The 21002-nt window shown below is 71.1% G+C and carries 20 protein-coding genes; 13 read left to right on the top strand and 7 right to left on the bottom strand.

Features of this window, described 5'->3' with window-relative positions:
- Window positions 1-11: 11 nt before the first annotated feature.
- From ACWEK3_RS24200 to ACWEK3_RS24235, 8 genes are all read left to right on the top strand, one after another.
- Complete coding sequence (locus tag ACWEK3_RS24200) at window positions 12-944, top strand: carbohydrate ABC transporter permease (protein WP_365420892.1); 933 nt, start codon at window positions 12-14, stop codon at window positions 942-944.
- On the top strand, window positions 941-1825 hold the full coding sequence (locus ACWEK3_RS24205; protein WP_376651371.1) for a carbohydrate ABC transporter permease: 885 nt from the start codon (window positions 941-943) through the stop codon (window positions 1823-1825). The genes ACWEK3_RS24200 and ACWEK3_RS24205 overlap by 4 nt, the downstream gene beginning before the upstream one ends.
- Window positions 1822-3015, top strand: coding sequence for a Gfo/Idh/MocA family protein (locus ACWEK3_RS24210; RefSeq protein WP_453250582.1), 1194 nt, complete (start codon window positions 1822-1824; stop codon window positions 3013-3015). Before ACWEK3_RS24205 ends, ACWEK3_RS24210 begins: the two co-directional genes overlap by 4 nt.
- The gene (locus tag ACWEK3_RS24215) at window positions 3012-3851 is read left to right on the top strand and encodes a DUF6807 domain-containing protein (RefSeq protein ID WP_450541641.1); all 840 of its coding nucleotides are present in this window, start codon (window positions 3012-3014) and stop codon (window positions 3849-3851) included. Before ACWEK3_RS24210 ends, ACWEK3_RS24215 begins: the two co-directional genes overlap by 4 nt.
- Before the next feature lie 183 nt (window positions 3852-4034).
- On the top strand, window positions 4035-5375 hold the full coding sequence (locus ACWEK3_RS24220; protein ID WP_453250583.1) for an ABC transporter substrate-binding protein: 1341 nt from the start codon (window positions 4035-4037) through the stop codon (window positions 5373-5375).
- Window positions 5376-5526: 151 nt separating this feature from the next.
- The gene (locus ACWEK3_RS24225) at window positions 5527-6846 is read left to right on the top strand and encodes a pectate lyase family protein (RefSeq protein WP_453250584.1); all 1320 of its coding nucleotides are present in this window, start codon (window positions 5527-5529) and stop codon (window positions 6844-6846) included.
- A gap of 86 nt (window positions 6847-6932) precedes the next feature.
- Entirely contained in the window at window positions 6933-8099 is a 1167-nt protein-coding gene (locus tag ACWEK3_RS24230) for a pectinesterase family protein (RefSeq protein WP_453250585.1), read from the top strand.
- Between the two features lie 130 nt (window positions 8100-8229).
- A complete protein-coding gene (locus tag ACWEK3_RS24235) occupies window positions 8230-9027 on the top strand; it encodes an HAD family acid phosphatase (protein WP_450541647.1) in 798 nt (265 codons plus the stop codon).
- 63 nt (window positions 9028-9090) lie between these two features.
- Here the strand turns inward: ACWEK3_RS24235 and ACWEK3_RS24240 are convergent, their stop codons facing one another.
- Together ACWEK3_RS24240 and ACWEK3_RS24245 are read right to left on the bottom strand one after the other, a co-directional pair.
- Entirely contained in the window at window positions 9091-9570 is a 480-nt protein-coding gene (locus ACWEK3_RS24240; RefSeq protein WP_453250586.1) for a GNAT family N-acetyltransferase, read from the bottom strand.
- Window positions 9571-9573: 3 nt separating this feature from the next.
- Window positions 9574-10347, bottom strand: a complete 774-nt coding sequence (locus ACWEK3_RS24245; RefSeq protein WP_141362132.1) for an IclR family transcriptional regulator — start codon at window positions 10345-10347, stop codon at window positions 9574-9576.
- A gap of 166 nt (window positions 10348-10513) precedes the next feature.
- On the opposite strand from ACWEK3_RS24245, the gene ACWEK3_RS24250 reads away from it, so the two are divergent.
- The 4 genes from ACWEK3_RS24250 (at window position 10514) to ACWEK3_RS24265 (ending at window position 14552) form a co-directional block, all read left to right on the top strand.
- Window positions 10514-12040 carry an aldehyde dehydrogenase (NADP(+)) gene (locus ACWEK3_RS24250; RefSeq protein WP_453250587.1) on the top strand — a complete coding sequence of 509 codons (1527 nt, stop codon included), beginning with the start codon at window positions 10514-10516 and terminating at the stop codon, window positions 12038-12040.
- Between the two features lie 49 nt (window positions 12041-12089).
- On the top strand, window positions 12090-12593 hold the full coding sequence (locus ACWEK3_RS24255) for an N-acetyltransferase family protein (RefSeq protein WP_453250588.1): 504 nt from the start codon (window positions 12090-12092) through the stop codon (window positions 12591-12593).
- 79 nt (window positions 12594-12672) lie between these two features.
- The gene (locus ACWEK3_RS24260) at window positions 12673-13395 is read left to right on the top strand and encodes a DsbA family oxidoreductase (RefSeq protein WP_390727686.1); all 723 of its coding nucleotides are present in this window, start codon (window positions 12673-12675) and stop codon (window positions 13393-13395) included.
- 107 nt (window positions 13396-13502) lie between these two features.
- A complete protein-coding gene (locus ACWEK3_RS24265; protein WP_450541657.1) occupies window positions 13503-14552 on the top strand; it encodes an aminotransferase class V-fold PLP-dependent enzyme in 1050 nt (349 codons plus the stop codon).
- Window positions 14553-14708: 156 nt separating this feature from the next.
- Here the strand turns inward: ACWEK3_RS24265 and thpD are convergent, their stop codons facing one another.
- From thpD to ACWEK3_RS24290, 5 genes are all read right to left on the bottom strand, one after another.
- Window positions 14709-15608, bottom strand: a complete 900-nt coding sequence (thpD, locus tag ACWEK3_RS24270) for an ectoine hydroxylase (protein ID WP_450546292.1) — start codon at window positions 15606-15608, stop codon at window positions 14709-14711.
- A complete protein-coding gene (locus tag ACWEK3_RS24275) occupies window positions 15605-16009 on the bottom strand; it encodes an ectoine synthase (RefSeq protein ID WP_361411284.1) in 405 nt (134 codons plus the stop codon). Before ACWEK3_RS24275 ends, thpD begins: the two co-directional genes overlap by 4 nt.
- 116 nt (window positions 16010-16125) lie before the next feature.
- On the bottom strand, window positions 16126-17397 hold the full coding sequence (ectB, locus tag ACWEK3_RS24280) for a diaminobutyrate--2-oxoglutarate transaminase (protein WP_453250589.1): 1272 nt from the start codon (window positions 17395-17397) through the stop codon (window positions 16126-16128).
- Between the two features lie 84 nt (window positions 17398-17481).
- Entirely contained in the window at window positions 17482-18021 is a 540-nt protein-coding gene (gene ectA, locus ACWEK3_RS24285) for a diaminobutyrate acetyltransferase (RefSeq protein ID WP_376402452.1), read from the bottom strand.
- A gap of 461 nt (window positions 18022-18482) precedes the next feature.
- A complete protein-coding gene (locus ACWEK3_RS24290; RefSeq protein WP_450546294.1) occupies window positions 18483-19586 on the bottom strand; it encodes a pyridoxal-phosphate-dependent aminotransferase family protein in 1104 nt (367 codons plus the stop codon).
- Between the two features lie 127 nt (window positions 19587-19713).
- On the opposite strand from ACWEK3_RS24290, the gene ACWEK3_RS24295 reads away from it, so the two are divergent.
- Window positions 19714-20811, top strand: a complete 1098-nt coding sequence (locus ACWEK3_RS24295) for an amidohydrolase family protein (protein WP_450546296.1) — start codon at window positions 19714-19716, stop codon at window positions 20809-20811.
- Window positions 20812-21002: the final 191 nt, after the last annotated feature.

Consider the following 21002-nt stretch of genomic DNA (forward strand, 5'->3'; position numbering starts at 1 on the left):
GGAGAACAGTCATGGCCCAAGCCGCAGCCGTGGCGAAACCGCCCGCGCCACCCCGGCGGCGCCGTGCCTCCGCCACGCCGCGCAGGCTTCCGTACCTGCTGATCGCCCCGGCCGCCCTGCTCATGCTGGGCTTCATCGCCTACCCGGTGCTCAGCGTCTTCTACTACAGCCTGCAGAACTACAACCCCACCAAGCCGTGGCGGAACGGATACGCGGGCTTCGACAACTTCGTCCACGCCTTCACCCAGGATCCCCAGTTCTGGGACACGCTGATCTTCAGCGCCAAGTGGGTGGTCGTCGAGGTCGGGCTGCAACTGCTCTTCGGACTCGCCCTCGCCCTGATCGTCAACCAGACCTTCGTGGGCCGCGGGCTCGGCCGGGCCCTGGTGTTCTCCCCGTGGGCCGTCTCCGGCGTGCTCACCTCCGCGATCTGGGTACTGCTGTACAACTCCCAGACCGGCATCACCCGTTACCTCGCCGACATGGGCATCGGCTCCTACGGCACCAGCTGGCTGTCGGATACCTCCACCGTGTTCCCGGCGGCGGTGGTCGCCGACCTGTGGCGCGGGGTGCCCTTCTTCGCCATCCTCATCCTCGCCGACCTCCAGTCCGTCTCGACGGACCTGTACGAGGCCGCCGAGGTCGACGGGGCGAGCCGGCTCAAGCAGTTCTGGCACATCACCCTGCCCCATCTGAAGGACGCCATCGTCCTGTCCACGCTGCTGCGCGCGGTGTGGGAGTTCAACAACGTCGACCTGCTCTACACCCTCACCGGCGGCGGACCGGCCGGCGAGACGACCACCCTGCCGCTCTACATCGCCAACACCAGCGTCGACGCCCACAACTTCGGCTACGCCTCCGCCCTGACCACGGTGGCGTTCGTCATCCTGCTCTTCTGCTCGATCGTCTATCTGCGGCTGAGCAAGTTCGGAGGTGAGAAGTGATCACCGAGATCGCGCCCGCGCCCGAGCGCGTGGTGTCCGAGCCTTCCCGGCCGCGCGGCAGGCGCCGCGCCTGGGACGAGGTCCCGCGCTGGCACATCTATCTGCCGCTGTCCGTGTATCTGCTCTTCACCCTGATCCCCTTCTACTGGATCCTGCTGTTCGCGCTGCGCCCGGCCGGCTCCACCTCGCTCGTGCCCTGGCCGATGACCTTCGAGCACTTCGAGAAGGTGTGGACCGAGCGGAGCTTCGGCCTCTACTTCCAGAACAGCGTGCTCGTCGGCGTCGCGACCCTGGTCCTCACCACGGTCGTCGCCCTGGCCGGCGGCTACGCGCTCGCCCGGTTCGACTTCCGGCTCAAGCGCGGTTTCATGCTCGCCCTGCTCTGCTCGCAGTTCGTGCCCGGCGCGCTGCTGCTCGTCCCGCTCTTCCAGATCTTCGCCAAGCTGTCGATGATCAACTCGCTGGGCAGCGTCGTCATCGCCGAGACCGTCTTCCAGCTTCCGCTGTCGATGATCCTGATCAGCGGCTTCATCAAGAACGTGCCCCCGTCCCTGGAGGAGGCCGCCTGGGTGGACGGCTGCAACCGCTTCTCCGCCTTCCGGATCGTCGTCCTGCCGCTGCTGCGGCCCGGGCTGATCGCCGTCGGCTCCTTCGCCTTCGTGCACGCTTGGAACCACTTCCTGTTCGCGCTGATGTTCCTCTCCGACCAGAGCAAGCAGACCATCCCGGTCGGCCTCAACACCCTGATGAGCGCGGACAGCGTCGACCTGGGCGCGCTGGCCGCGGGCGGCATCGTCGCCGCCGTACCCGTGGTGATCGTGTTCGCCTTCATCCAGAAGTGGCTGATCACCGGCTTCAGTGCGGGGGCGGTGAAGGGATGACGGCCACCACTCCACCGACGGCGGCCACCGCACCGACGGACGCCATCACGCCGCTGCCGGTCGTGCTCGCCGGTGCCCGCGGTCACGGCCGCTGGCACCTGGACAACATCCGCCGGCTCCAGGACAAGGGCCTCGTACGGCTCGTGGGCATCTGCGAGCTGACCCCGCTGGCCGAGGACGAGATACCCGGCGGTCTCGGCACACCGGCGCAGTCCGCCGACTTCGGCGCGCTGCTGGACGCCACCGGCGCGCGGATCGCGGTGATCTGCACGCCCATCCCGACCCACACCGACCTGGCGCTCACCGCCGCCGCGCGGGGCGTCCACCTCCTGCTGGAGAAGCCGCCCGCCCCCTCCTACGCGGAGTTCCGCCGGATGGCCGACGGGGTCGCCGAGGCGGGTGTCGCCTGCCAGATCGGCTTTCAGGCGCTGGGCTCGCACGCGATGCCCGCGATCCGGGAGCTGGTCGCGAAGGGCATGATCGGGACGGTCACCGGGGTCGGCGCGGCGGGCGCCTGGGCGCGCGACGAGGCCTACTACTGGCGGGCGCCCTGGGCGGGCAGGCGCCGTCTGAACGGCGTCGACGTGGTCGACGGGGTGCTCACCAACCCCCTCGCGCACGCCGTGTCCACCGCGCTCGCCCTGCTCGGCGCCACCCGCGCCGAGGACGTCACCGGCATCGAGACCGAGCTGTGGCGGGCCAACGCCATCGAGGCCGACGACACCTCCTGCGTCCGCGTCACCACCGCGCACGGCCCGGCCGCCGTCGCGGCGACCCTGTGCGCCGAACGCCCCGACGACCCGTACGTCATGGTGCACGGCAGCAGCGGCCGGATCACCTTCTGGTACAAGCAGGACCGGGTGCTGCTGCAGCGGGCCGGCCACGGCCCGGAGGAGTTCGAGTACGGCCGCACCGACCTGCTGGAGAACCTGGTCGAGCATCTGACCACCGGGGCGGAGTTGCTGGTGCCACCCGTATCCACGGGCGCCTTCATGCGGGTCGTCGAGGCGGTCCGCACCGCCCCGGACCCGGGCGCGCTGCCGGCCGGCTTCTGGCGGCGCCTGGCCGACGAGGACCGCCGGGTCGTGCCCGGTGTCGACGGGCTCGTCGCGGCCGTCGCCGACACCCTCTCCCTGTACTCCGAGCTGGACGTCGACTGGGCGTCGCCGAAGGAGGTGGCCGTCGGATGACGGACTCCCCGGTCCTGCGTGTGGCGGGCCGCCCGGTCGCGCGCTACGTCACCCGGCCCGAGCTGCCCGACCGGCGCTCCCCGCGCCCCTATCTGCACCCCGTCACCACCCTGGCCGGTACCGCGGTCACCGAACTCGGCCCCGCCGACCACCTCCATCACCTCGGCGTCGGTGTCGCCGTTCCCGACGTCGAGGGGCACAACTTCTGGGGCGGGCGCACCTTCGTACGCGACCGGGGCCCGACCGAGCTGGACAACCACGGCGCCCAGCGGCACACCGGCTTCCCCCTGCGTGAGGCCGACCGGTTCGAGGAGGAGCTGCGCTGGGTGGCCGCGGGCCGTGAGCTGCTGCGCGAGCGCCGTACCGTCGCGGCCACCGGACTCACCGCCACCGCCTGGGCCCTGGACTTCACCTTCGCCCTCACCAACGTCACCCCTCGGGCGCTGTCGATCGGCAGCCCCGCCACCAACGGACGCCCCGGCGCGGCGTACGGCGGCTTCTTCTGGCGGGCCCGCAAGGAGGAGCGGCCCCCGCTGGTCCTCACCGCCGACCGGGACGGCGAGGCGGAGGCCCACGGCACCCGCGCCGACTGGGTGGCGCTCGTGGGCGGCACCTGGACGCTGGTGTTCGCCGGGGCCACCGACGCCACCCGCCGGGACGCCTGGTTCGTGCGGGCCGCGGAGTACCCGGGCGTGGGCTCGTCGCTGGCGGCCGAGCGGCGGCTCGCGATCGAGTCCGGCGAGACCGTCCTGCGCCGGATCGTCACCGTCGTCGCCGACGGCCGGCTCGGCCGGAACGAGGCCGGGGAACTGGCCCGCGAGGCGGCCCGGTCATGAGGAAACCGTCCGTCGGGAGCCCTCCCGCCCCCACCGTGCCGTAACCCGCCCCGTCGTCGCCTCGGCCGGGAGCCGCCGCGGCACACCCCTCCAGCAAGCGCTTACCGGAAAGCGTCCCCGAGTCCCCAGTCCCAAGCCCCAAGCTCCACCTCCGAGTTGGATCCAGAAGAAGAGAGCCGATCATTGAAGATCAACATCCGTAGAAGCAGGCGTGCCGCCGTGGCCGTCGTCCTGGGTTCCGCGCTCGCGCTGACCGCCACCGCGTGCGGTGATGACGGCAGCGCCTCCGGGAAGAGCAAGGGTTCCGAGGGCTCCGGCAAGGGCGAGATCACCTTCTGGGACAACAACGGCGGCGTGCGCACCGACATCTGGAAGCAGATCATCGCGGACTTCGAGAAGAAGTACCCGGACATCAAGGTCAACTATGTCGGCATCCCGGCCGCGAGCGCCCAGTCCAAGTACGACACCGCCATCCAGGGCGGCGGTCTGCCGGACGTCGGCGGCGTGGGCACCGCGATGCTCGCCGAGATCGCAGCCCAGGGCGCCCTGGAGCCGCTGGACGGCCGGCTGGCGAAGAGCGAGCTGAACGGCAAGCTCAGTGAGAACGTGCTCGGCGTCAGCAAGGCGGCGGGCGGCGGCGACACCCTGTACCACGTGCCGACCTCGGTGAACAACGGCACGCTGTGGTACCGCACCGACCTGTTCAAGAAGGCGGGCCTGGACGCGCCGACCACCTGGGACAAGTTCTACGAGGCCGCGGGCAAGCTCACGAACAAGGGCAAGAACGAGTTCGGCTTCACCATCCGCGGCGGCGAGGGCTCCATCGCGCCGGCCCTGGACGCGGTGTACGGGCAGACCGGCATCACCTCGTTCTGGGACGGCGACAGGACCACGGTCAACGACCCGAAGAACGTGGCGGCGCTGGAGAAGTACGTCGCGCTGTACAAGAAGGACACCCCGTCCGCCGACGTCAACAACGACTTCACCAAGATGGTCGCCCAGTGGGACAGCGGCACCATCGGCATGCTGAGCCACAACCTGGGCTCGTACCAGGATCACCTGAAGGCCCTCGGCAAGGACAAGTTCCGCGGCATCCCGAACCCCACGCTGGACGACGGCACCCGGGTGCAGGTGTCCAACCCGGTCGACGGTGTCGGCCTGTTCAAGGCGAGCAAGAACAAGGCGGCCGCCTGGAAGTTCATCGAGTTCGCCGCCTCGGCCGCGGAGAACTCCAAGTTCAACGAGTCCGCCGGGCAGGTGCCCACCAACGTCGACGCCGCCGCGGACGCCTGGATCCAGCAGGCCGAGCCGACGAAGCTGGCGGCCGAGGCGCTGAACGGGGCCGACACGAAGATCGTCCAGTTGCCGTACTACCTGCCCGACTGGAACACCATCTCCAAGGCCGACAACGAGGCGAACTTCCAGAAGGTGCTGCTCGGCAAGATGAGCGCCAAGCAGTTCCTGGACACGCTGGCCGACCAGCTGAACAAGGCGCAGGCCGAGTGGAAGCAGAACCAGGGCTGACGCCGGCCGATGAAACGAAGGCGGACGGTCCGGGGGCTTGAGGCCGGTTCCGGGCCGCGGGCCGTGGCTGGGCGCGCGGTTCCCCGCGCCCCTTCTTGTCCCGCTCCCCGTTGAAACTTGTCCCGCTCCCCGTTGAAAGAGGATCCGTACAGTGCGCCCACAGAAATGTCATGAGCGTGTCATCACAGCGGCCGTGGGCTGCACCGCCCTGGTGCTCGCCGTCACCGGCACCGCCGCCGCGACTCCCGGGCCCCACACCCCCGACACCGCCCGCCAGGTGCTCGCGGCCAAGGACGGCTGGGGCTCCTACGGCACCGGCACCACCGGCGGCGCGCAGGCCGACGCCGCCCACACCTACACCGTCACCACCTGGGACGGCTTCAAGGCCGCGCTCGCCGCCGGCGGCAGCGCGCCGAAGATCATCAAGGTCAAGGGCATGATCGACGCCGACGGCCCGAGCTGCTCCGTCTTCGAGGTGCCCGGCTACGACTTCGACACCTACCTGGAGACCTACGCGCCCCAGACGTGGGGTCGCGACCGGAACCTGGACGGCGAGCCCGACGACAGCCCCGAGGGCCTGCGCCGCGCCTCCGCCGCCCTCCAGGACAAGTACATCAAGGCGAACATCCCCGCCAACACCACCCTCGTCGGCGTCGGCGAGGACGCGGGCTTCAAGGGCGCCAGCCTCCAGATCAAGAACGTGGACAACGTCATCGTCCGCAACCTCACCCTGGAGAGCCCGCTGGACTGCTTCCCGCAGTGGGACCCCACCGACACCGCCGACGGCAACTGGAACTCCGAGTACGACAGCGCGGTGATCACCGGCTCCACCCATGTCTGGATGGACCACAACACCTTCACCGACGGCGAGCACCCCAACAGCGCCCTGCCGTACTACTACGGCCGGATCTTCGAGCAGCACGACGGCGAGCTGGACATCGTCAAGGGCGCCGACTACGTGACGGTCTCCTGGAACGTCTTCGCGGACCACGACAAGACCATCCTCATCGGGAACAGTGACAGCGCGTCCACCGCCGCGATCGACCGGGGCCACCTCAAGGTGACCCTGCATCACAACCTGTTCGAGAACCTCGTCGAGCGGGCCCCGCGCGTCCGCTTCGGGCAGGTCGACTCCTACAACAACCACTTCGTGGCCAACGCCGGCTACGGCTACAGCCTCGGCATCGGCATGGAGTCCCAACTCGTCGCCGAACACAACGCGTTCACGTTGGCGCCCGGGGTCGGCGCGGGCCGGATCCTCAAGAAGTGGAAGGACTCGCCGGTCACCGAGTCCCACAACTACGTCAACGGCAGGCTCACCGACCTGATCGCCGTGCACAACACCCAGGTCCCCGACGAGATCCTCCAGCGGGGCGGGGACTGGACCCCGGCCCTGCGCACCCGGATCGACAACCCGAAGGCACTGCCGGGGATCGTCGACCACCAGGCGGGCGCCGGCCGTCTGCGCTGACGTCCCCCTACCCGGCGGGCCGGGGCGCACCCTCCGTCCCGGCCCGCCACGGCCGCCGACCCGCCGCACCGCGAAGGAGCACCCGCATGCCCTCGCCCCACCTCAGCCCGTCCCCGCCGCCCCTGCCTGGAAAGGGACGGCCCGGAAAGGGGCTGTCCAGAAGGGGACTGCTGCTCGCCGGCGCCGCCGCCGGCGCCGCGCTCGGCCTGGCCGCCCCGCCCGCCGGTGCAGCCGCCCGGCCGCACCCGTTCGGCCGCCACGGCTCACCGGCCGCCCGCCGCACCCCGCGCACCCTCTACGTCGACCCGCACGGCCGCGGCGACTTCACCCAGGTGCAGGCCGCGGTGAACGCGGCCGCGGGCGGCGGCTGGACCCTGGTCCTCGCGCCGGGCACCTACCGGGAGACCGTCTCCGTGGACGCCACCCGCACCGACATGACCTGGATCGGCGCCACCGGCGACGCCCGCGACGTGGTGATCGTGTACGACAACGCGGCCGGCACGCGCAGACCCGACGGCGGCACCTACGGCACCAGCGGATCGGCCACCACGACCGCCCAGGCGGACGGCTTCACCGCCCACCGGATCACCTTCGCCAACGACTGGCTGCGCGCCGACCACCCCGGTGTCAGCGGCACCCAGGCCGTCGCCGCCAAGGTGCAGGGCGACCGCTCGGCGTTCTGGCACTGCCGCTTCCTGGGCCACCAGGACACCCTGTACGCCGACACCAGGACCCTGTCCGCCTTCGCCCGCCACTACTACGCCCACTGCCACATCGAGGGCGACGTCGACTTCGTCTTCGGCCGGGCGACCGCGGTGTTCGAGCACTGCCACTTCCGCGCGCTGGACCGCAGCGACCTGGCGGCGGCACCGTACGGCTTCGTCTTCGCGCCCTCCACCGCGGTCGCCAACCCGCGCGGCTACCTGGTCACGCACGGCCGCGTCACCAGCCGGGCCCCGGACGGCGGCTACAAGCTCGCCCGCCCCTGGGTGCCCAGCTCGGACACGACCGCCCGCCCGATGCTGACCGTCCGCGACACCTGGCTCGGCGCGGGCATCGACACGGTCACGCTCTACACCAACATGTCGGATACGTACCCCTGGCAGGACCAGCGTTTCGCCGAGTACCGCAACTCCGGGCCCGGCGCGCGGATCAGCGGCCCGGCCGACCGCCCCCAGCTCACCCGCGTCGAGGCCCGGACGGGGACCCGGGAGGCGTACCTCGGCGACTGGACGCCGTGGCGGGGGCGCTGACGGCGCGTGACCGGTCGAGGTGAACGGCGGGTGGCGCAGGCGAATTGTCCGCCACGCCAGATATCGATCGGGCAAAAGGTACCCCGCATGGTCTCGCGCATCCGAGGGTGACGCGCGTAGAAAACGACTCATGCACAAGCCACTGCGTATCGCGGCCCTCGCCGCCACCTGCGTCCTCACCGGTGCCGTGATCTACGGCGCCGGTGCGGCCACGGCAGGTCAGTCGACCGCCAACTCCACCCACGAGCCCTACAACATCGGGCTCCTCACCCAGGACATCGACACCTACTACGGCACCAAGCCCGATGCCGACGGTGTCTACCAGGCGTCCCCGGACAGCCCGTACGCCAAGGACCTCGCGCGCGTCGACGCCGACGCCAGGAAGTGGATCGACAAGGCGGCGGACAAGGCGGACCACAAGGGCAAGAACAAGCCGGCCGTCGTCTTCGACATCGATGACACGCTGCTGCTCAGCCTGGACTACGAGAAGAAGAACAACTACGGCTACAACAGCGCCACCTGGGCGGCCTACGTCAACAAGGCCGACCGCCCGGCGGTCTTCGGCAGCCCCGAACTCGTGCGGTACGCCGCGAAGAAGGGTGTCGAGGTCTTCTACAACTCCGGCCTGAGCGAGGCGCAGCGCTCCGCGGCCGTGGAGAACCTGAAGAAGATCGGCGCCGACGTCAACCTCGACGCCGCGCACATGTTCCTCAAGGACGCGGCCAACCCGCCGTCCTACCTGAAGGACTGCGCCACCCCGGGCGCCTGGAAGTGCACCACCGTCCAGTACAAGTCCGGCACCCGCAGGCACATCGAGGACCTCGGGTACGACATCGTCGCCAACTTCGGCGACCAGTACTCCGACCTCGACGGCGGCCACGCCGAGCGCACCTTCAAGCTGCCGAACCCGACGTACTTCGTCGGCTAGGCACATGACGTGCCCCGCCCGCTCCACGAGGTCGGGCGGGGCACATCTCGCGCGCGCCCGTTGTCACCCGGCGTCGGCCCGCAGCGACAGCACCACCTCGTCGATCTCCTCGCCGCGCGCCTCGGCGAACCCCCGGGCCCGCGCGGACTCCCGGAAGCCGCACTTGGCGAGCACCCGCAGTGAGCCGGCGTTGTCCGCTGCCGCCCGCGCGTACAGCGGGCGTTCGGGCACCTCGGCCAGCAGGGCGCGCAGCGCGGCCGTGGCGACGCCGCGGCCCCAGTAGGCGCGGTCCACCCAGTAGGTGACCTCGCGCTCGCCCGGCTCGCCGTAGACGGCGGCGCTGCCGACCACGTCACCGTCCAGCAGGACGGTGCGCAGCACGACGGACGAGGCGCGCAGCCTTCGCCAGTGCGCCTCGAAAGCCTCGTGGTCGGCCGGGTCCTGCGGGGTGAAGGCGGCCATCCGCAGCGCCTCCGGGTCGTTCATCTGCCGGAAGAACACCGGCAGATCGCTGTCGTGGACCTCGCGGAGTACGACCTCCATGTGTCACAGCCTCCGGGTGGCGAGCGTCAGTCGGTCACGGGCGTCGAAGAGAGCATCCTTCACCATCTGCTCGTGCGCCGGCGTCAGGCGTGCCACCGGGACCGAGCAGCTGACCGCGTCCCGGGCCGGGGTGCGGTACGGGATCGCCACCCCGAAGCAGCGCAGGCCCAGGGTGTTCTCCTCGCGGTCGACGGCGTACCCCTGCTCGCGGATCTGATGCAGTTCCTCGATGAGCCGCTCGCGGTCGGTGATGGTGTGCTCCGTCAGCGCGGGCAGCGTCTCCGGGAGCATCTTGCGCACCTGCTCGTCCGTGTACGTGCTCAGCAGCGCCTTGCCCAGCGAGGTGGAGTGGGCGGGCAGGCGGCGGCCGACCCGGGTGAAGGGGCGCAGATAGTGCTGCGACTGGCGGGTGGCCAGGTAGACGACGTTCGTGCCGTCCAGACGGGCGAGGTGGATCGTCTCGGTGGTGTCGTCGGACAGCCGGTCCAGCGTGGGGCGGGCCGCCGCGACCACCTCGTCGCCGTCGATGTAGGAGGTGCCGACGAGCAGCGCCCGCACGCCGATGCCGTAGCGCGTGCCGGTGGCGTCGGTCTCCACCCAGCCCAGCTCGACGAGTGTGCGGAGCAGCATGTACAGGCTGGACTTGGGATACCCGACGGCCTCCTGGACCGCGGCCAGCGAGTGCATACCGGGCCGGCCGGCGAAGAACTCGAGCAACTCCACGGTCCGTACCGCGGACTTGACCTGCGCCCCGCCGCCTGCGTCGCCTGCCGACATCGCCCTGGACCCCTTCGTTCGACGAGAAGCTGGAGATATAGTCTCCGACAGTGTATTCATCATCAGAGACAGCGTTCAGCATATCGAACGCCCTGATGGTGACCCGAATCCGGCCGACCGTAGGGACCGGCCGGATACTGCGGCAAGACATGTGGAGGGATCCGCGGTGGCAGCACCAGTCTGGAGTGTCGACCCCCGTACCGGGAAGCAGCGGGAACAGGTTGCGGTGGAGGCCACAGCGCGGGAGGTGGACGCCGTCGTGCGGGCCGCGCACGAGGCGCGCGGGGCGCTCGCCGACCGCGCCGTCCGCGCGGCCTTCCTGCGCTCCGCCGCCGACCGGCTGGAAGGGGCCCGGGACCGGCTCGTCGAGGCCGCCGACGCCGAGACCGCGCTCGGACCGGTCCGGCTCACCGGCGAACTGGCCCGGACCTGCTACCAGTTGCGGGCCTTCGCGGACATCGTCGACGAGGGCGCCTTCCTCGACGTGATCATCAACCACCCCGACGCCACCGCGGCCCCGCCGATCCCGGACCTGCGCCGCTTCAAGGTGCCGCTCGGGGTCGTAGCCGTCTACTCCGCCTCCAACTTCCCCTTCGCCTTCTCGGTCGCCGGCGGCGACACCGCGAGCGCGCTCGCCGCGGGCTGCCCCGTCGTCGTCAAGGCGCACCCCGACCACCCGGCCCTGTCCGAACTGGTCGCCAGGGTGCTGCGCGGAGCGGCGGCGCACCACGGCGTCCCCGTGTCCGTGATCGGTCTCGTCCACGGCTTCGAGGCGGGCGTCGAACTCGTCGGGCACCCGCTGGTGGCGGCCGCCGGCTTCACCGGTTCCGTGCGCGGCGGCCGGGCCCTGTTCGACGCGGCGGCCGCGCGGCTGGCGCCGATCCCGTTCCACGGCGAGCTGGGGTCGCTCAACCCGGTCCTCGTCACCGAGGCGGCGGCCGCCGAGCGGGCCGAGGCCATCGGGACCGGGCTGGCCGGGTCGATGACGATGGGCGTCGGACAGTTCTGCGTGAAGCCCGGACTGGTCCTCGTGCCGTCCGGAGCCGCGGGCGACGGCCTGGTCAAGTCGCTCACCGACGCCGTCAGCGACACCGACCCGGGCGTCCTGCTCGACCACCGGATGCGCGACAACTTCCTCACCGGCATCGCCGAGCGCTCCGCACTGCCCGGCGTCGAGTCGCCGGTCACCCCGGGCGCGGGCGGCGAGCACTCGGTCAGCGCGGGCTTCCTGACCGTCCCGGCCGAGAAGCTCACCGAGGACGGGGAGCACGACCTGCTCCTGGAGGAGTGCTTCGGACCGGTCACCGTGGTCGCCCGCTACGAGGACGAGACCGAGGCCGAGGCCGTCCTGTCGCGGCTGCCCGGCAACCTCAGCGCGACCGTGCACCTGTCCACCGAGGAGGCGGCCGGCCAGGGACGCGGCGCCGAACTGCTCGCCCGGCTCACCCCGCTCGCCGGACGCGTGCTCGTCAACGGCTGGCCGACCGGTGTCGCGGTGGCCCCCGCCCAGCACCACGGCGGCCCTTACCCCGCGACGACCTCGACGTCCACTTCCGTCGGCGGTACGGCGATCGAGCGGTGGATGCGCCCGGTGGCGTACCAGAACGCCCCGGAGGCGCTGCTGCCGCCGGAGCTGCGCGACGACAACCCGCTCGGCCTGCCCCGCCGCTTCAACGGCCACCTGGAGCGCTGACCCCGCACAGCACGGAACCGGATCGCCGGGCCTCCGCGTCCTCCCTCGCATGATCGACAACAGTGCGGGCGGACGCCTGGTGATCCGTACGGCCGTACCCGCCGAGGCGGAGGCCGTCTCCGACCTGATGGTGCGCGCGCGGTCCACGTACTACCGGGGCGGCATCCCGGCCGCCGACGCCGACTGGACCGCGCGATGGCACGAGGCCATCGCGCGCCCCGACGGCCATGTGCTGTGCGCTGTCGACCAGGGCCGCATCGTCGGCATCGCCTCCTTCCGCACCCCACCGGACGGCCCCGCGGACACGGTCATGCTGTTCCAGTTCCACGTCGACCCCGGCCACTGGCGCTCGGGCATCGGCACGGCGCTGCACGCGGCCTGCGTCGAGCAGTGGCGCACCGACGGCAGGCGGACGGCCGTCCTGGAAGTGCACACCGGCAACGAACGGGCGCAGCGCTTCTACGCCCGGCAGGGCTGGACCCCGGATCCGCTGCGGCCCGCCGACGAGGGCGGCCACCATCTGTGGCTGTGCTACACGGTGACCGGGGAATGAAACCCGCTGATTGAACGTTCACGGACCCGGCGGAGGGCGTCCACCTCCGCTTCCGTACGAGCGGGAGAGAGCCGAGAGCATGCGCGTCGAGATCTGGTCGGACATCGCCTGTCCCTGGTGCTACGTCGGGAAGGCGCGCTTCGAGAAGGCACTCGCGGCCTTCCCGCACCGGGAGCAGGTCGAGGTGGTGCACCGGTCGTTCGAGCTGGATCCGGGGCGGGCCAAGGACGACGTGCAGCCGGTGATCACCATGCTCACCAAGAAGTACGGGATGAGCGAGGCGCAGGCGCACGACGGCGAGGAGAACCTGGGACGGCAGGCCGCCGCCGAGGGGCTCGCGTACCGCACCCGGGGCCGGGACCACGGCAGCACTTTCGACATGCACCGCCTGCTGCACCTCGCCAAGGAGCACGGCAGGCAGAGCGAGCTGCTGGACGCGCTGTACCGGGCGAACTTCGCCGAGGAGCGGTCCGTCTTCACCGAGGGCGACGAGCGGCTGGTGGAGCTGGCCGTCGCCGCCGGGCTCGACGCCGACGCCGTCCGGAAGGTGCTCGCCGACCCCGACGCCTACGCCGCCGAGGTCCGCGCCGACGAGCGGGAGGCCGCGCAACTCGGTGCCTCCGGGGTGCCGTTCTTCGTGCTCGACCGGAAGTACGGCGTCTCCGGTGCCCAGCCCGCCGACGTCTTCACCCAGGCCCTCACCCAGGCATGGGGCGAACGCTCGCCGCTGACCCTCCTCCAGGGCGGCGACGCGGACGGGGACGCCTGCGGCCCGGACGGATGCGCGGTGCCGCGGAGCTGAGCGGCGAGGACGAACCGCAGGTCGGGGCGGACGCATAAGGGATCCTTCGGAGCACTCCGCAGAAACGCGCGATGGACGGGGGCCGCGACGGGCCGCACAGTGGACCCATGGAAACCTTCGAGACCCTCGTCCGCGCCGAGTTCGCCCCGAAGACCACCTATCTGAACAGCGCGACCCTCGGTCTCCTGCCCGCCCGTACCGTGGAGGCCCTGGGCACCGCCGTGGCGGCGACCGCCGCCGGGCAGTCGACCGACATGTTCGCCGACGTCGAGGCCGCCCGCGCCTCCTTCGCCCGGCTGATGAAGGTGCCGGACCGGCGCGTGGCGGCCGGCGCCTCCGTCGCCGTCTACACCGGGCTGATCGCCGCCGCACTGCCCGAGGGTGCCGAAGTCCTCACCGTCGAGGGCGACTTCAGCTCCCTGGTGAACCCCTTCCACATCCGCCGGGACCTGAAGGTACGCAGCGCACCGCTGGAGCGGATCGCCGAGGCGGTACGGCCCGGCACGGTCCTGGTCGCCGTGAGTGCCGCACAGTCGGCCGACGGCCGCGTCGCCGACCTGCCCGCCGTCCGCGCGGCCGCGCGCGAGCACGGCGCGCGCGTGTACGTCGACGCCTCCCAGGCCGCCGGCTGGCTGGACCTCGACGCGGACGCCTACGACTACGTCAGCGCCGTCGCCTTCAAGTGGCTCCTGTGCCCGCGGGGCGTGGCCTTCCTGGTCGTCCCCGACGACCTCGGCGGCCTCGACCCGCTGTTCGCGGGCTGGGTGGCGGGGGAGCGGCCCTGGGACAGCTGCTACGGCCCCGTCGAGGAACTCGCCCACTCCGCACGGCGGTTCGACGAGAGTCCCGCCCTCTTCTGCTACGCGGGCGCTCGCCGCTCACTCGAACTCGTCGAGGAACTCGGGGTGTCCGCCGTACGCGCCCACGACCTCGCGCTCGCCGACCGCTTCCGCGCCGGGCTGCGCTCCCTGGGCCACGAACCGGTCCGGGCGCCGGGCTCCCCGATCGTCGCCGTGCCCGGACTCGGAGCGCGCCAGGGCGAGTTGAGCGCCAAGGGCATCGAGGTCTCCCAGCGCGCGGGCAATCTGCGGGCCGCGTTCCACCTCTACAACACGCCCGCCGACGTCGACCGCCTGCTGGACGCGCTGGCCGGCTGACGCCGCCACCGGGATCCGGACACGGGCCGGGGCCTCCCGTCCCACACGAGGAGGCCCCGATCCGTATCACCCACGGGTCACCGCACCGGGGTGAAGTCCCGCGCTCCGATGCTGTGTCCTCCGGGGGCCACCCCCCGGACGCCCGGCCGGTTCGTCTCACCGCACCGGAGTGAAATCCCGCGCTCCGATGAACTCCGGACGCCGTACCGGCGCCGAGAACGGGTCCACCGCCGCGTTCTCCACGCTGTTGAAGACGATGAACACGTTGCTGCGCGGGAACGGCGTGATGTTGTCGCCGGAGCCGTGCATGCAGTTGCAGTCGAACCAGGTGGCCGAACCGGCCCTGCCCGTGAACAGCTTGATGCCGTACTGCCCGGCCAGGGCGGTCAGCGCCTCGTCGGACGGCGTGCCCGCGTCCTGCATCTGAAGCGACTTCTTGTAGTTGTCCTTCGGCGTGGCCCCCGCACAGCCGAGGAACGTTCGGTGCGACCCTGGCATGATCATGAGGCCGCCGTTGGTGTCGTAGTTCTCGGTCAGCGCGATCGAGACGGACACCGTCCGCATGTTCGGCAGGCCGTCCTCGGCGTGCCAGGTCTCGAAGTCCGAGTGCCAGTAGAAGCCGCTGGCCCCGAAACCCGGCTTGACGTTGATCCGCGACTGGTGGACGTATACGTCCGAGCCGAGGATCTGCCGGGCCCGCCCGACGACGCGCTCGTCCCGCACCAGCCCGGCGAACACCTCGCTGATCCGGTGCACCTCGAAGACCGAGCGGATCTCCTTGGACGTCGGCTCCACGATGGAGCGTTCGTCGGCCCGGATCGCCGGGTCGCCCACCAGCCGGTCCAGCTCCCGCCGGTAGACGGCGACCTCGTCCTCGGTGATCAGCTGGTCGACGGCGAGGAAGCCGTCGCGCTCGAACGACTGGAGGCCGGCGGCGTCGAACGGTCCGGGCGTGTCGGGGGAGCCCCAGACGACCGGGTCCTGACGGGGAGTGGTCACCTCGGTGGCGCCGCGGGTGGGGTACAGGTCGGTGACGTTGCTCATGGTGGTGTTCACACCTCCTCGGGCTCGGTGAGCAGGGGGTAGACGCCGTTCTCGTCGTGATCCTCCCGGCCGGTGACGGGCGGGTTGAACACGCAGATGCAGCGGAAGTCCTCCTTGACGCGGAGCGTGTGCCGCTCGTGGCCGTCGAGGAGGTACATGGTCCCGGGCGTGATCGTGTAGGTCTTCCCGGTCTCGTGGTCGGTCAGCTCGGCCTCGCCCTCGACGCAGACGACGGCCTCGATGTGGTTCGCGTACCACATCGACGTCTCCGTACCCGCGTACAGGATCGTCTCGTGCACGGAGAAGCCGACCTTCTCCTTGGCGAGAACGATGCGCTTGCTCTCCCAGGTGCCGGACGCGGCCTTCACATGCCGGTCGGTGCCTTCGATGTCCTTGAACGAACGGACGATCACGGTGGTACGCGCCTCCTTGCGTCGATTTTTCCGGTGTTCCGGAGTTCCGGAGTTCCGGTGTTGCCGTGTTGCGGTGTTGCGGTGTTGCGGTGTTCTGGTGCTCGGCCGCTCGGTGGTCAGGCGGTCTCGCGGACCGCGCGGGCGAGGACGCTCATGCCCTCGTCCAGCTCCTCGGGGGTGATGGTCAGCGCCGGCAGCAGCTTGACGACCTCGCCCTGCGGGCCGGACGTCTCGACCAGCAGCCCGAGGTCGAAGGCGCGCCGCGCGATCCGCCCGGCCCGCTGCGGGTCGTGGAACTCCAGGCCCCACACCAGGCCCCGGCCCCGGTACTCGCTGACGTCCGCGAGGTTCTCCTCGGTGATCGAGATCAGCCACTGCTCGAGCAGCTCACCGCGGGCGCGGGTCTGCTTCTCCATCGCCGAGCCGTCCGTCCAGTAGGCCTCCAGGGCGGCGGTGGCCGTGACGAACGCCGGGTTGTTGCCGCGGAAGGTGCCGTTGTGCTCGCCCGGCTCCCACACGTCCAGCTCCGGCCGGAACAGGCACAGCGACATCGGCAGGCCGTAGCCGCTGATGGACTTGGAGACGGTGACGATGTCGGGCACGATGCCGGCCTCCTCGAAGGAGAAGAAGGCCCCGGTGCGCCCGCACCCCATCTGGATGTCGTCGACGATCAGCAGCATGTCCTGCCGCTCGCACAGCTCCTTGAGCGCGCGCAGCCACTCGGGCCGGGCGACGTTGACGCCGCCCTCGCCCTGCACGGTCTCGACGATCACGGCGGCCGGCTTGTTCAGACCGGAGCCCTGGTCCTCCAGCAGCCGCTCGAACCACAGGAAGTCCGGGACCTTGCCGTCGAAGTAGTTGTCGAACGGCATGGGCGTGCCGTGCACGAGCGGGATGCCGGCGCCGGCCCGCTTGAAAGCGTTCCCGGTGACGGCCAGGGAACCCAGCGACATGCCGTGGAAGGCGTTGGTGAACGACACGATCGCCTCGCGCCCCTTGACCTTGCGGGCCAGCTTCAGCGCCGATTCCACGGCGTTGGTGCCGGTCGGGCCCGGGAACATCACCTTGTACGGCAGGTCGCGCGGGCGCAGGACCAGGTTCTGGAAGGTCTGGAGGAACGTGCGCTTGGCGGTGGTCGACATGTCGAGCCCGTGGGTGACCCCGTCGCGCTCCAGGTAGTCGATCAACGCCCGTTTCAGTACGGGGTTGTTGTGGCCGTAGTTGAGCGAGCCTGCGCCCGCGAAGAAGTCGAGGTACTCGTGGCCGTCCTCGTCGTACATGCGGCTGCCGCGCGCCTGGTCGAAGACGGTGGGCCAGCCGCGGCAGTAGCTGCGCACCTCGGACTCCAGGGTCTCGAAGACGCTCAGGTCGGGCTGGGTGATGGTCACGACGAATCGCTCCTCGGTGGGGGAGTGAGAGGGAGGCGGGGGAGGGAGAGGTGGCCGGGCGCCGGAGAGCCGGAGTGGGCGCGGTCAGAAGGAGAGTGGACCGATCCGGTGGAGGACCTCCGGGTCGTGCGGCCCGTCCGGGAACTGCTCGGCCCCGAACAGGACCTCGCGCTCGACCGTGGCGCCATGCCGGGCGGCGTAGGAGGTGAAGAGCCGCTCGGAGGCGGTGTTGCCCGGGGTGATCGTGGTCTCCACGGAGGTGAGCCCGCGCTCGGCGGCGACCCGGGCGGTGAGCGCGTCGAGCAGCCGGGCGGCAAGGCCCCGGCCTTGGTGACCGGCGTCCACCGCCACCTGCCACACGAGCAGGGTGTGCGGGCGGTCGGGCCGCACGTATCCGGTGACGAAGCCGACCGGCTCGCCGTCGGCGTCGCGCGCCACCGCGGACGTGGCGGCGAAGTCGCGGCACCAGAGGAGATAGCTGTACGAGGAGTTCACATCGAGCGTCCCGGATTCCTTCGCGAGCCGCCAGAGTGCGGCGCCGTCGGCGGGGGCGGGACGCTCGATGCGGAGCGCCTCGGGCAATTCTGTGTGGGGGGAATGCAGGTCTGCTTGGGCGGCAGTCATGTGGAATGAACTTACCGAGCAGAATTCAAAATTGCATCGCCCTGAAGCCTTACGTGAACCGGACTCGTGTGTTATCGCGCGGGCACGTGATCGCGCGAGAGGGCGGCGATGTGAGTGGTTTTGTCCGTAATTTACTGGGCAAAAGGGTCGCTTTTGTGGAGTGCGTCACAGTCGCATAACGCTGCCCGGGGTCTTCGAATTGTGTCGCCGAGCGTTCGTGAAATCTCTGCGTTTAGGTCCCGGGAAACGGGGCAGAAGAATATGGGAAGCTGCCCGGAATTGAATTCACGAATTACCTTGCCGACAAGTCCCGTTAATCCCGTCCATCCGCTTCTGGAGAATGCGGGCCCGCCATTGTGCCGGGCGTAGTCATCGATCGTGTCGCCCTCATGTTCACGAACACCACCACATCCCGGCCCCCGGCCGGCCCGCCGTCCGCGTGCCTGTCGCCGCCCGCGCGCCTACGGCCGCCAGGCCTCCGCGACCGCGTTCCGGGCTGCCGCGACGTCCACGGTCGTGCCGAGGCCGGTCAGGGCGGCGCCCAGGGCCGTCAGGGCGGCCTCGACCATGTCCCGGGTGGCGTCCGTCCCGTAGTGGTTGACGCGGATCATCTCCTTGGCGAGCGGGCCGCCGCCCGCGGCCAGCGGCAGGGTGGGGCCGGCCGCCAGGGCGCGGGCCACCAGTTCGGAGGCGTCGATGCCCGAGGGGGCCCGCAGGGTGGTGGCGACCGGGGCCGCCTCGGACGCCTCGTGCACGTACGGCTCCAGGCCTCCGCCGAGGGCGTGCGTACCCGCGCGGGTGGCCGCGGCGGCGCGGCGGTGGCGGTCCATCACCGCGTCCAGGCCGGCCGCCTCGATGCGTTCGAGACAGGCCTCGAGCGCCAGCATCTCCAACTGCGCGGGCGCGTGCAGCAGCGCCTTGCGGCCGCCGTCGATCCAGCGCTCCTTCCAGTCCAGCAGGGACAGGTAGGAGCGGCGCGGCGCCTGCGGGTTCGCCGCCATCCGGGCCCAGGCGCGTTCGCTGACCGACACCGCCGACACCCCGGCCGGGCCGCCCATCGCCTTCTGCGCCCCGATCACGCACAGGTCCACACCCCACGCGTCCGGCAGCACCGGTTCCGCGCCGACCGAGGCCACGGCGTCCAGGTAGAACAGGGCGCCCTGCTCCGACACGGCCTTGCCGATCTCCGCGACCGGATTGGTGTTGCCGGTCGCCGCCTCCGCGTGCACCAGCGACACGAAGTCGATCTCCGGGTGCTCGGCGAAAGCCTCCCTGACCTGGTCCGCCGTGGCCGCTGTGTGGTACGGCACCGACAGGTCGTACACCGTCGCGCCGCAGTCGCGCAGCCAGTTGCCGAACGTCTGCCCGTACGGCCCGGTGATCACGTTCAGCGCGGTCGTACCGGGGCCGGCCGTCCCCCTGATCGCGCCCTCCAGCGGCAGCAGCGCCTCGCCCTGCGTGATCACGACATCCTGCTCGGTGCCCAGCAGCCGCGCCACCCGGTCCTCGATCGAGGCGAATCGGTCGGCGCTCAGCGGAGCGAGGTCCAGGAACGGGTTCGTCACGGCGGTGCTCTCTTCGTACGGGCGAGGGTGAACGCGTCGAGCGTAGTCGGCGGGTCTGCCCCGCTTTCACCCGGTGACCCCGGACCGGGTGGTCCGCCGCGGGCACCGGCTCATTAAGGTGCGGTGCATGAGCGATCACGCGGTGCTGCACGTGAAGGGTCGGGTGCTCGTCGGCCCGGACGAGGACCAGGTCCGGGACGAGCTGTGGGTGGTCGGCGGCCGGATCTCCTACGACCGTCCCGTCGGCGCCACTGACGTGACGACCGTCGAGGGCTGGGTGCTGCCCGGACTGGTCGACGCGCACTGCCACGTCGGCCTCGACGAGCACGGACCGGTGCCCGACGACGTCTCGGAGAAGCAGGCGCTCACCGACCGCGAGGCCGGCACCCTCCTCCTCCGGGACGCGGGCTCGCCCTCGGACACCCGCTGGATCGACGAGCGCGAGGACCTGCCGAAGATCATCCGCGCGGGCCGCCACATCGCCCGCACCCGCCGGTACATCCGCAACTACGCCTGGGAGATCGAGCCGGAGGACCTGGTCGCCTACGTCGCCCAGGAGGCCCGGCGCGGCGACGGCTGGGTCAAGCTGGTCGGCGACTGGATCGACCGCGACCTCGGCGACCTGTCGGCCTGCTGGCCGCGCGAGGCGGTCGAGGCGGCGATAGCGGAGGCCCACCGCCTGGGCGCCCGCGTGACCGCCCACTGCTTCGCGGAGGACTCCCTGCGCGACCTGGTCGAGGCGGGCATCGACTGCATCGAGCACGCCACGGGCCTGACCGAGGACCTGATCCCGCTGTTCGCCGAACGCGGCGTCGCGATCGTCCCCACCCTCGTCAACATCGCCACCTTCCCCGGCCTCGCCGACGGCGGCGAGGCCAGGTACCCGCGCTGGTCGGCCCACATGCGCCGGCTGCACGAACGCCGCTACGACACCGTCCGCGCCGCCTACGACGCCGGCATCCCGGTCTACGTCGGCACCGACGCCGGCGGCTCCCTGCCCCACGGCCTGGCGGCGGCCGAGGTGGCCGAACTGGTCACGGCCGGCATCCCACCGCTGCAGGCCCTGTCGGCGACGACGTGGGGCGCGCGCGACTGGCTAGGCCGCCCCGGCCTCGACGAGGGCGCCCCCGCCGACCTCGTCGTCTACGACGAGGACCCGCGCGCGGACGTCCGCGCCCTGGCGGCACCGCGACGGGTGGTCCTGAACGGCCGCGTGACGGGCTGAGAACCGGGCGTTGACGTGTGGCGTCACCGATTTCGGGGGCGTGCGCGCCGATGCGGACGCCGGGGCGGTGGTCCGTGCGCTCGTACGCGGAGGGGGTGCGCGAGGGGCCGATGGGAACGTCCGTGCCGGGAGAATCGAAAGGACGGACGGAAACCCCACGAAGGGGTGAAGTCGCGCTAGATCGCTGACCG

Source organism: Streptomyces sp. NPDC004721, from assembly GCF_053601495.1.

What these genes read in the sequence shown, in the direction of transcription:
- ACWEK3_RS24200 (WP_365420892.1), top strand. Translation starts at nt 12, where the DNA reads ATGGCCCAAGCCGCAGCCGTGGCGAAACCGCCCGCGCCACCCCGGCGG.
- ACWEK3_RS24210 (WP_453250582.1), top strand. Translation starts at nt 1,822, where the DNA reads ATGACGGCCACCACTCCACCGACGGCGGCCACCGCACCGACGGACGCC.
- ACWEK3_RS24215 (WP_450541641.1), top strand. Translation starts at nt 3,012, where the DNA reads ATGACGGACTCCCCGGTCCTGCGTGTGGCGGGCCGCCCGGTCGCGCGC.
- ACWEK3_RS24230 (WP_453250585.1), top strand. Translation starts at nt 6,933, where the DNA reads ATGCCCTCGCCCCACCTCAGCCCGTCCCCGCCGCCCCTGCCTGGAAAG.
- ACWEK3_RS24235 (WP_450541647.1), top strand. Translation starts at nt 8,230, where the DNA reads ATGCACAAGCCACTGCGTATCGCGGCCCTCGCCGCCACCTGCGTCCTC.
- ACWEK3_RS24240 (WP_453250586.1), bottom strand. Translation starts at nt 9,570, where the DNA reads ATGGAGGTCGTACTCCGCGAGGTCCACGACAGCGATCTGCCGGTGTTC.
- ACWEK3_RS24245 (WP_141362132.1), bottom strand. Translation starts at nt 10,347, where the DNA reads ATGTCGGCAGGCGACGCAGGCGGCGGGGCGCAGGTCAAGTCCGCGGTA.
- ACWEK3_RS24255 (WP_453250588.1), top strand. Translation starts at nt 12,090, where the DNA reads ATGATCGACAACAGTGCGGGCGGACGCCTGGTGATCCGTACGGCCGTA.
- ACWEK3_RS24260 (WP_390727686.1), top strand. Translation starts at nt 12,673, where the DNA reads ATGCGCGTCGAGATCTGGTCGGACATCGCCTGTCCCTGGTGCTACGTC.
- ACWEK3_RS24265 (WP_450541657.1), top strand. Translation starts at nt 13,503, where the DNA reads ATGGAAACCTTCGAGACCCTCGTCCGCGCCGAGTTCGCCCCGAAGACC.
- ectA (WP_376402452.1), bottom strand. Translation starts at nt 18,021, where the DNA reads ATGACTGCCGCCCAAGCAGACCTGCATTCCCCCCACACAGAATTGCCC.
- ACWEK3_RS24295 (WP_450546296.1), top strand. Translation starts at nt 19,714, where the DNA reads ATGAGCGATCACGCGGTGCTGCACGTGAAGGGTCGGGTGCTCGTCGGC.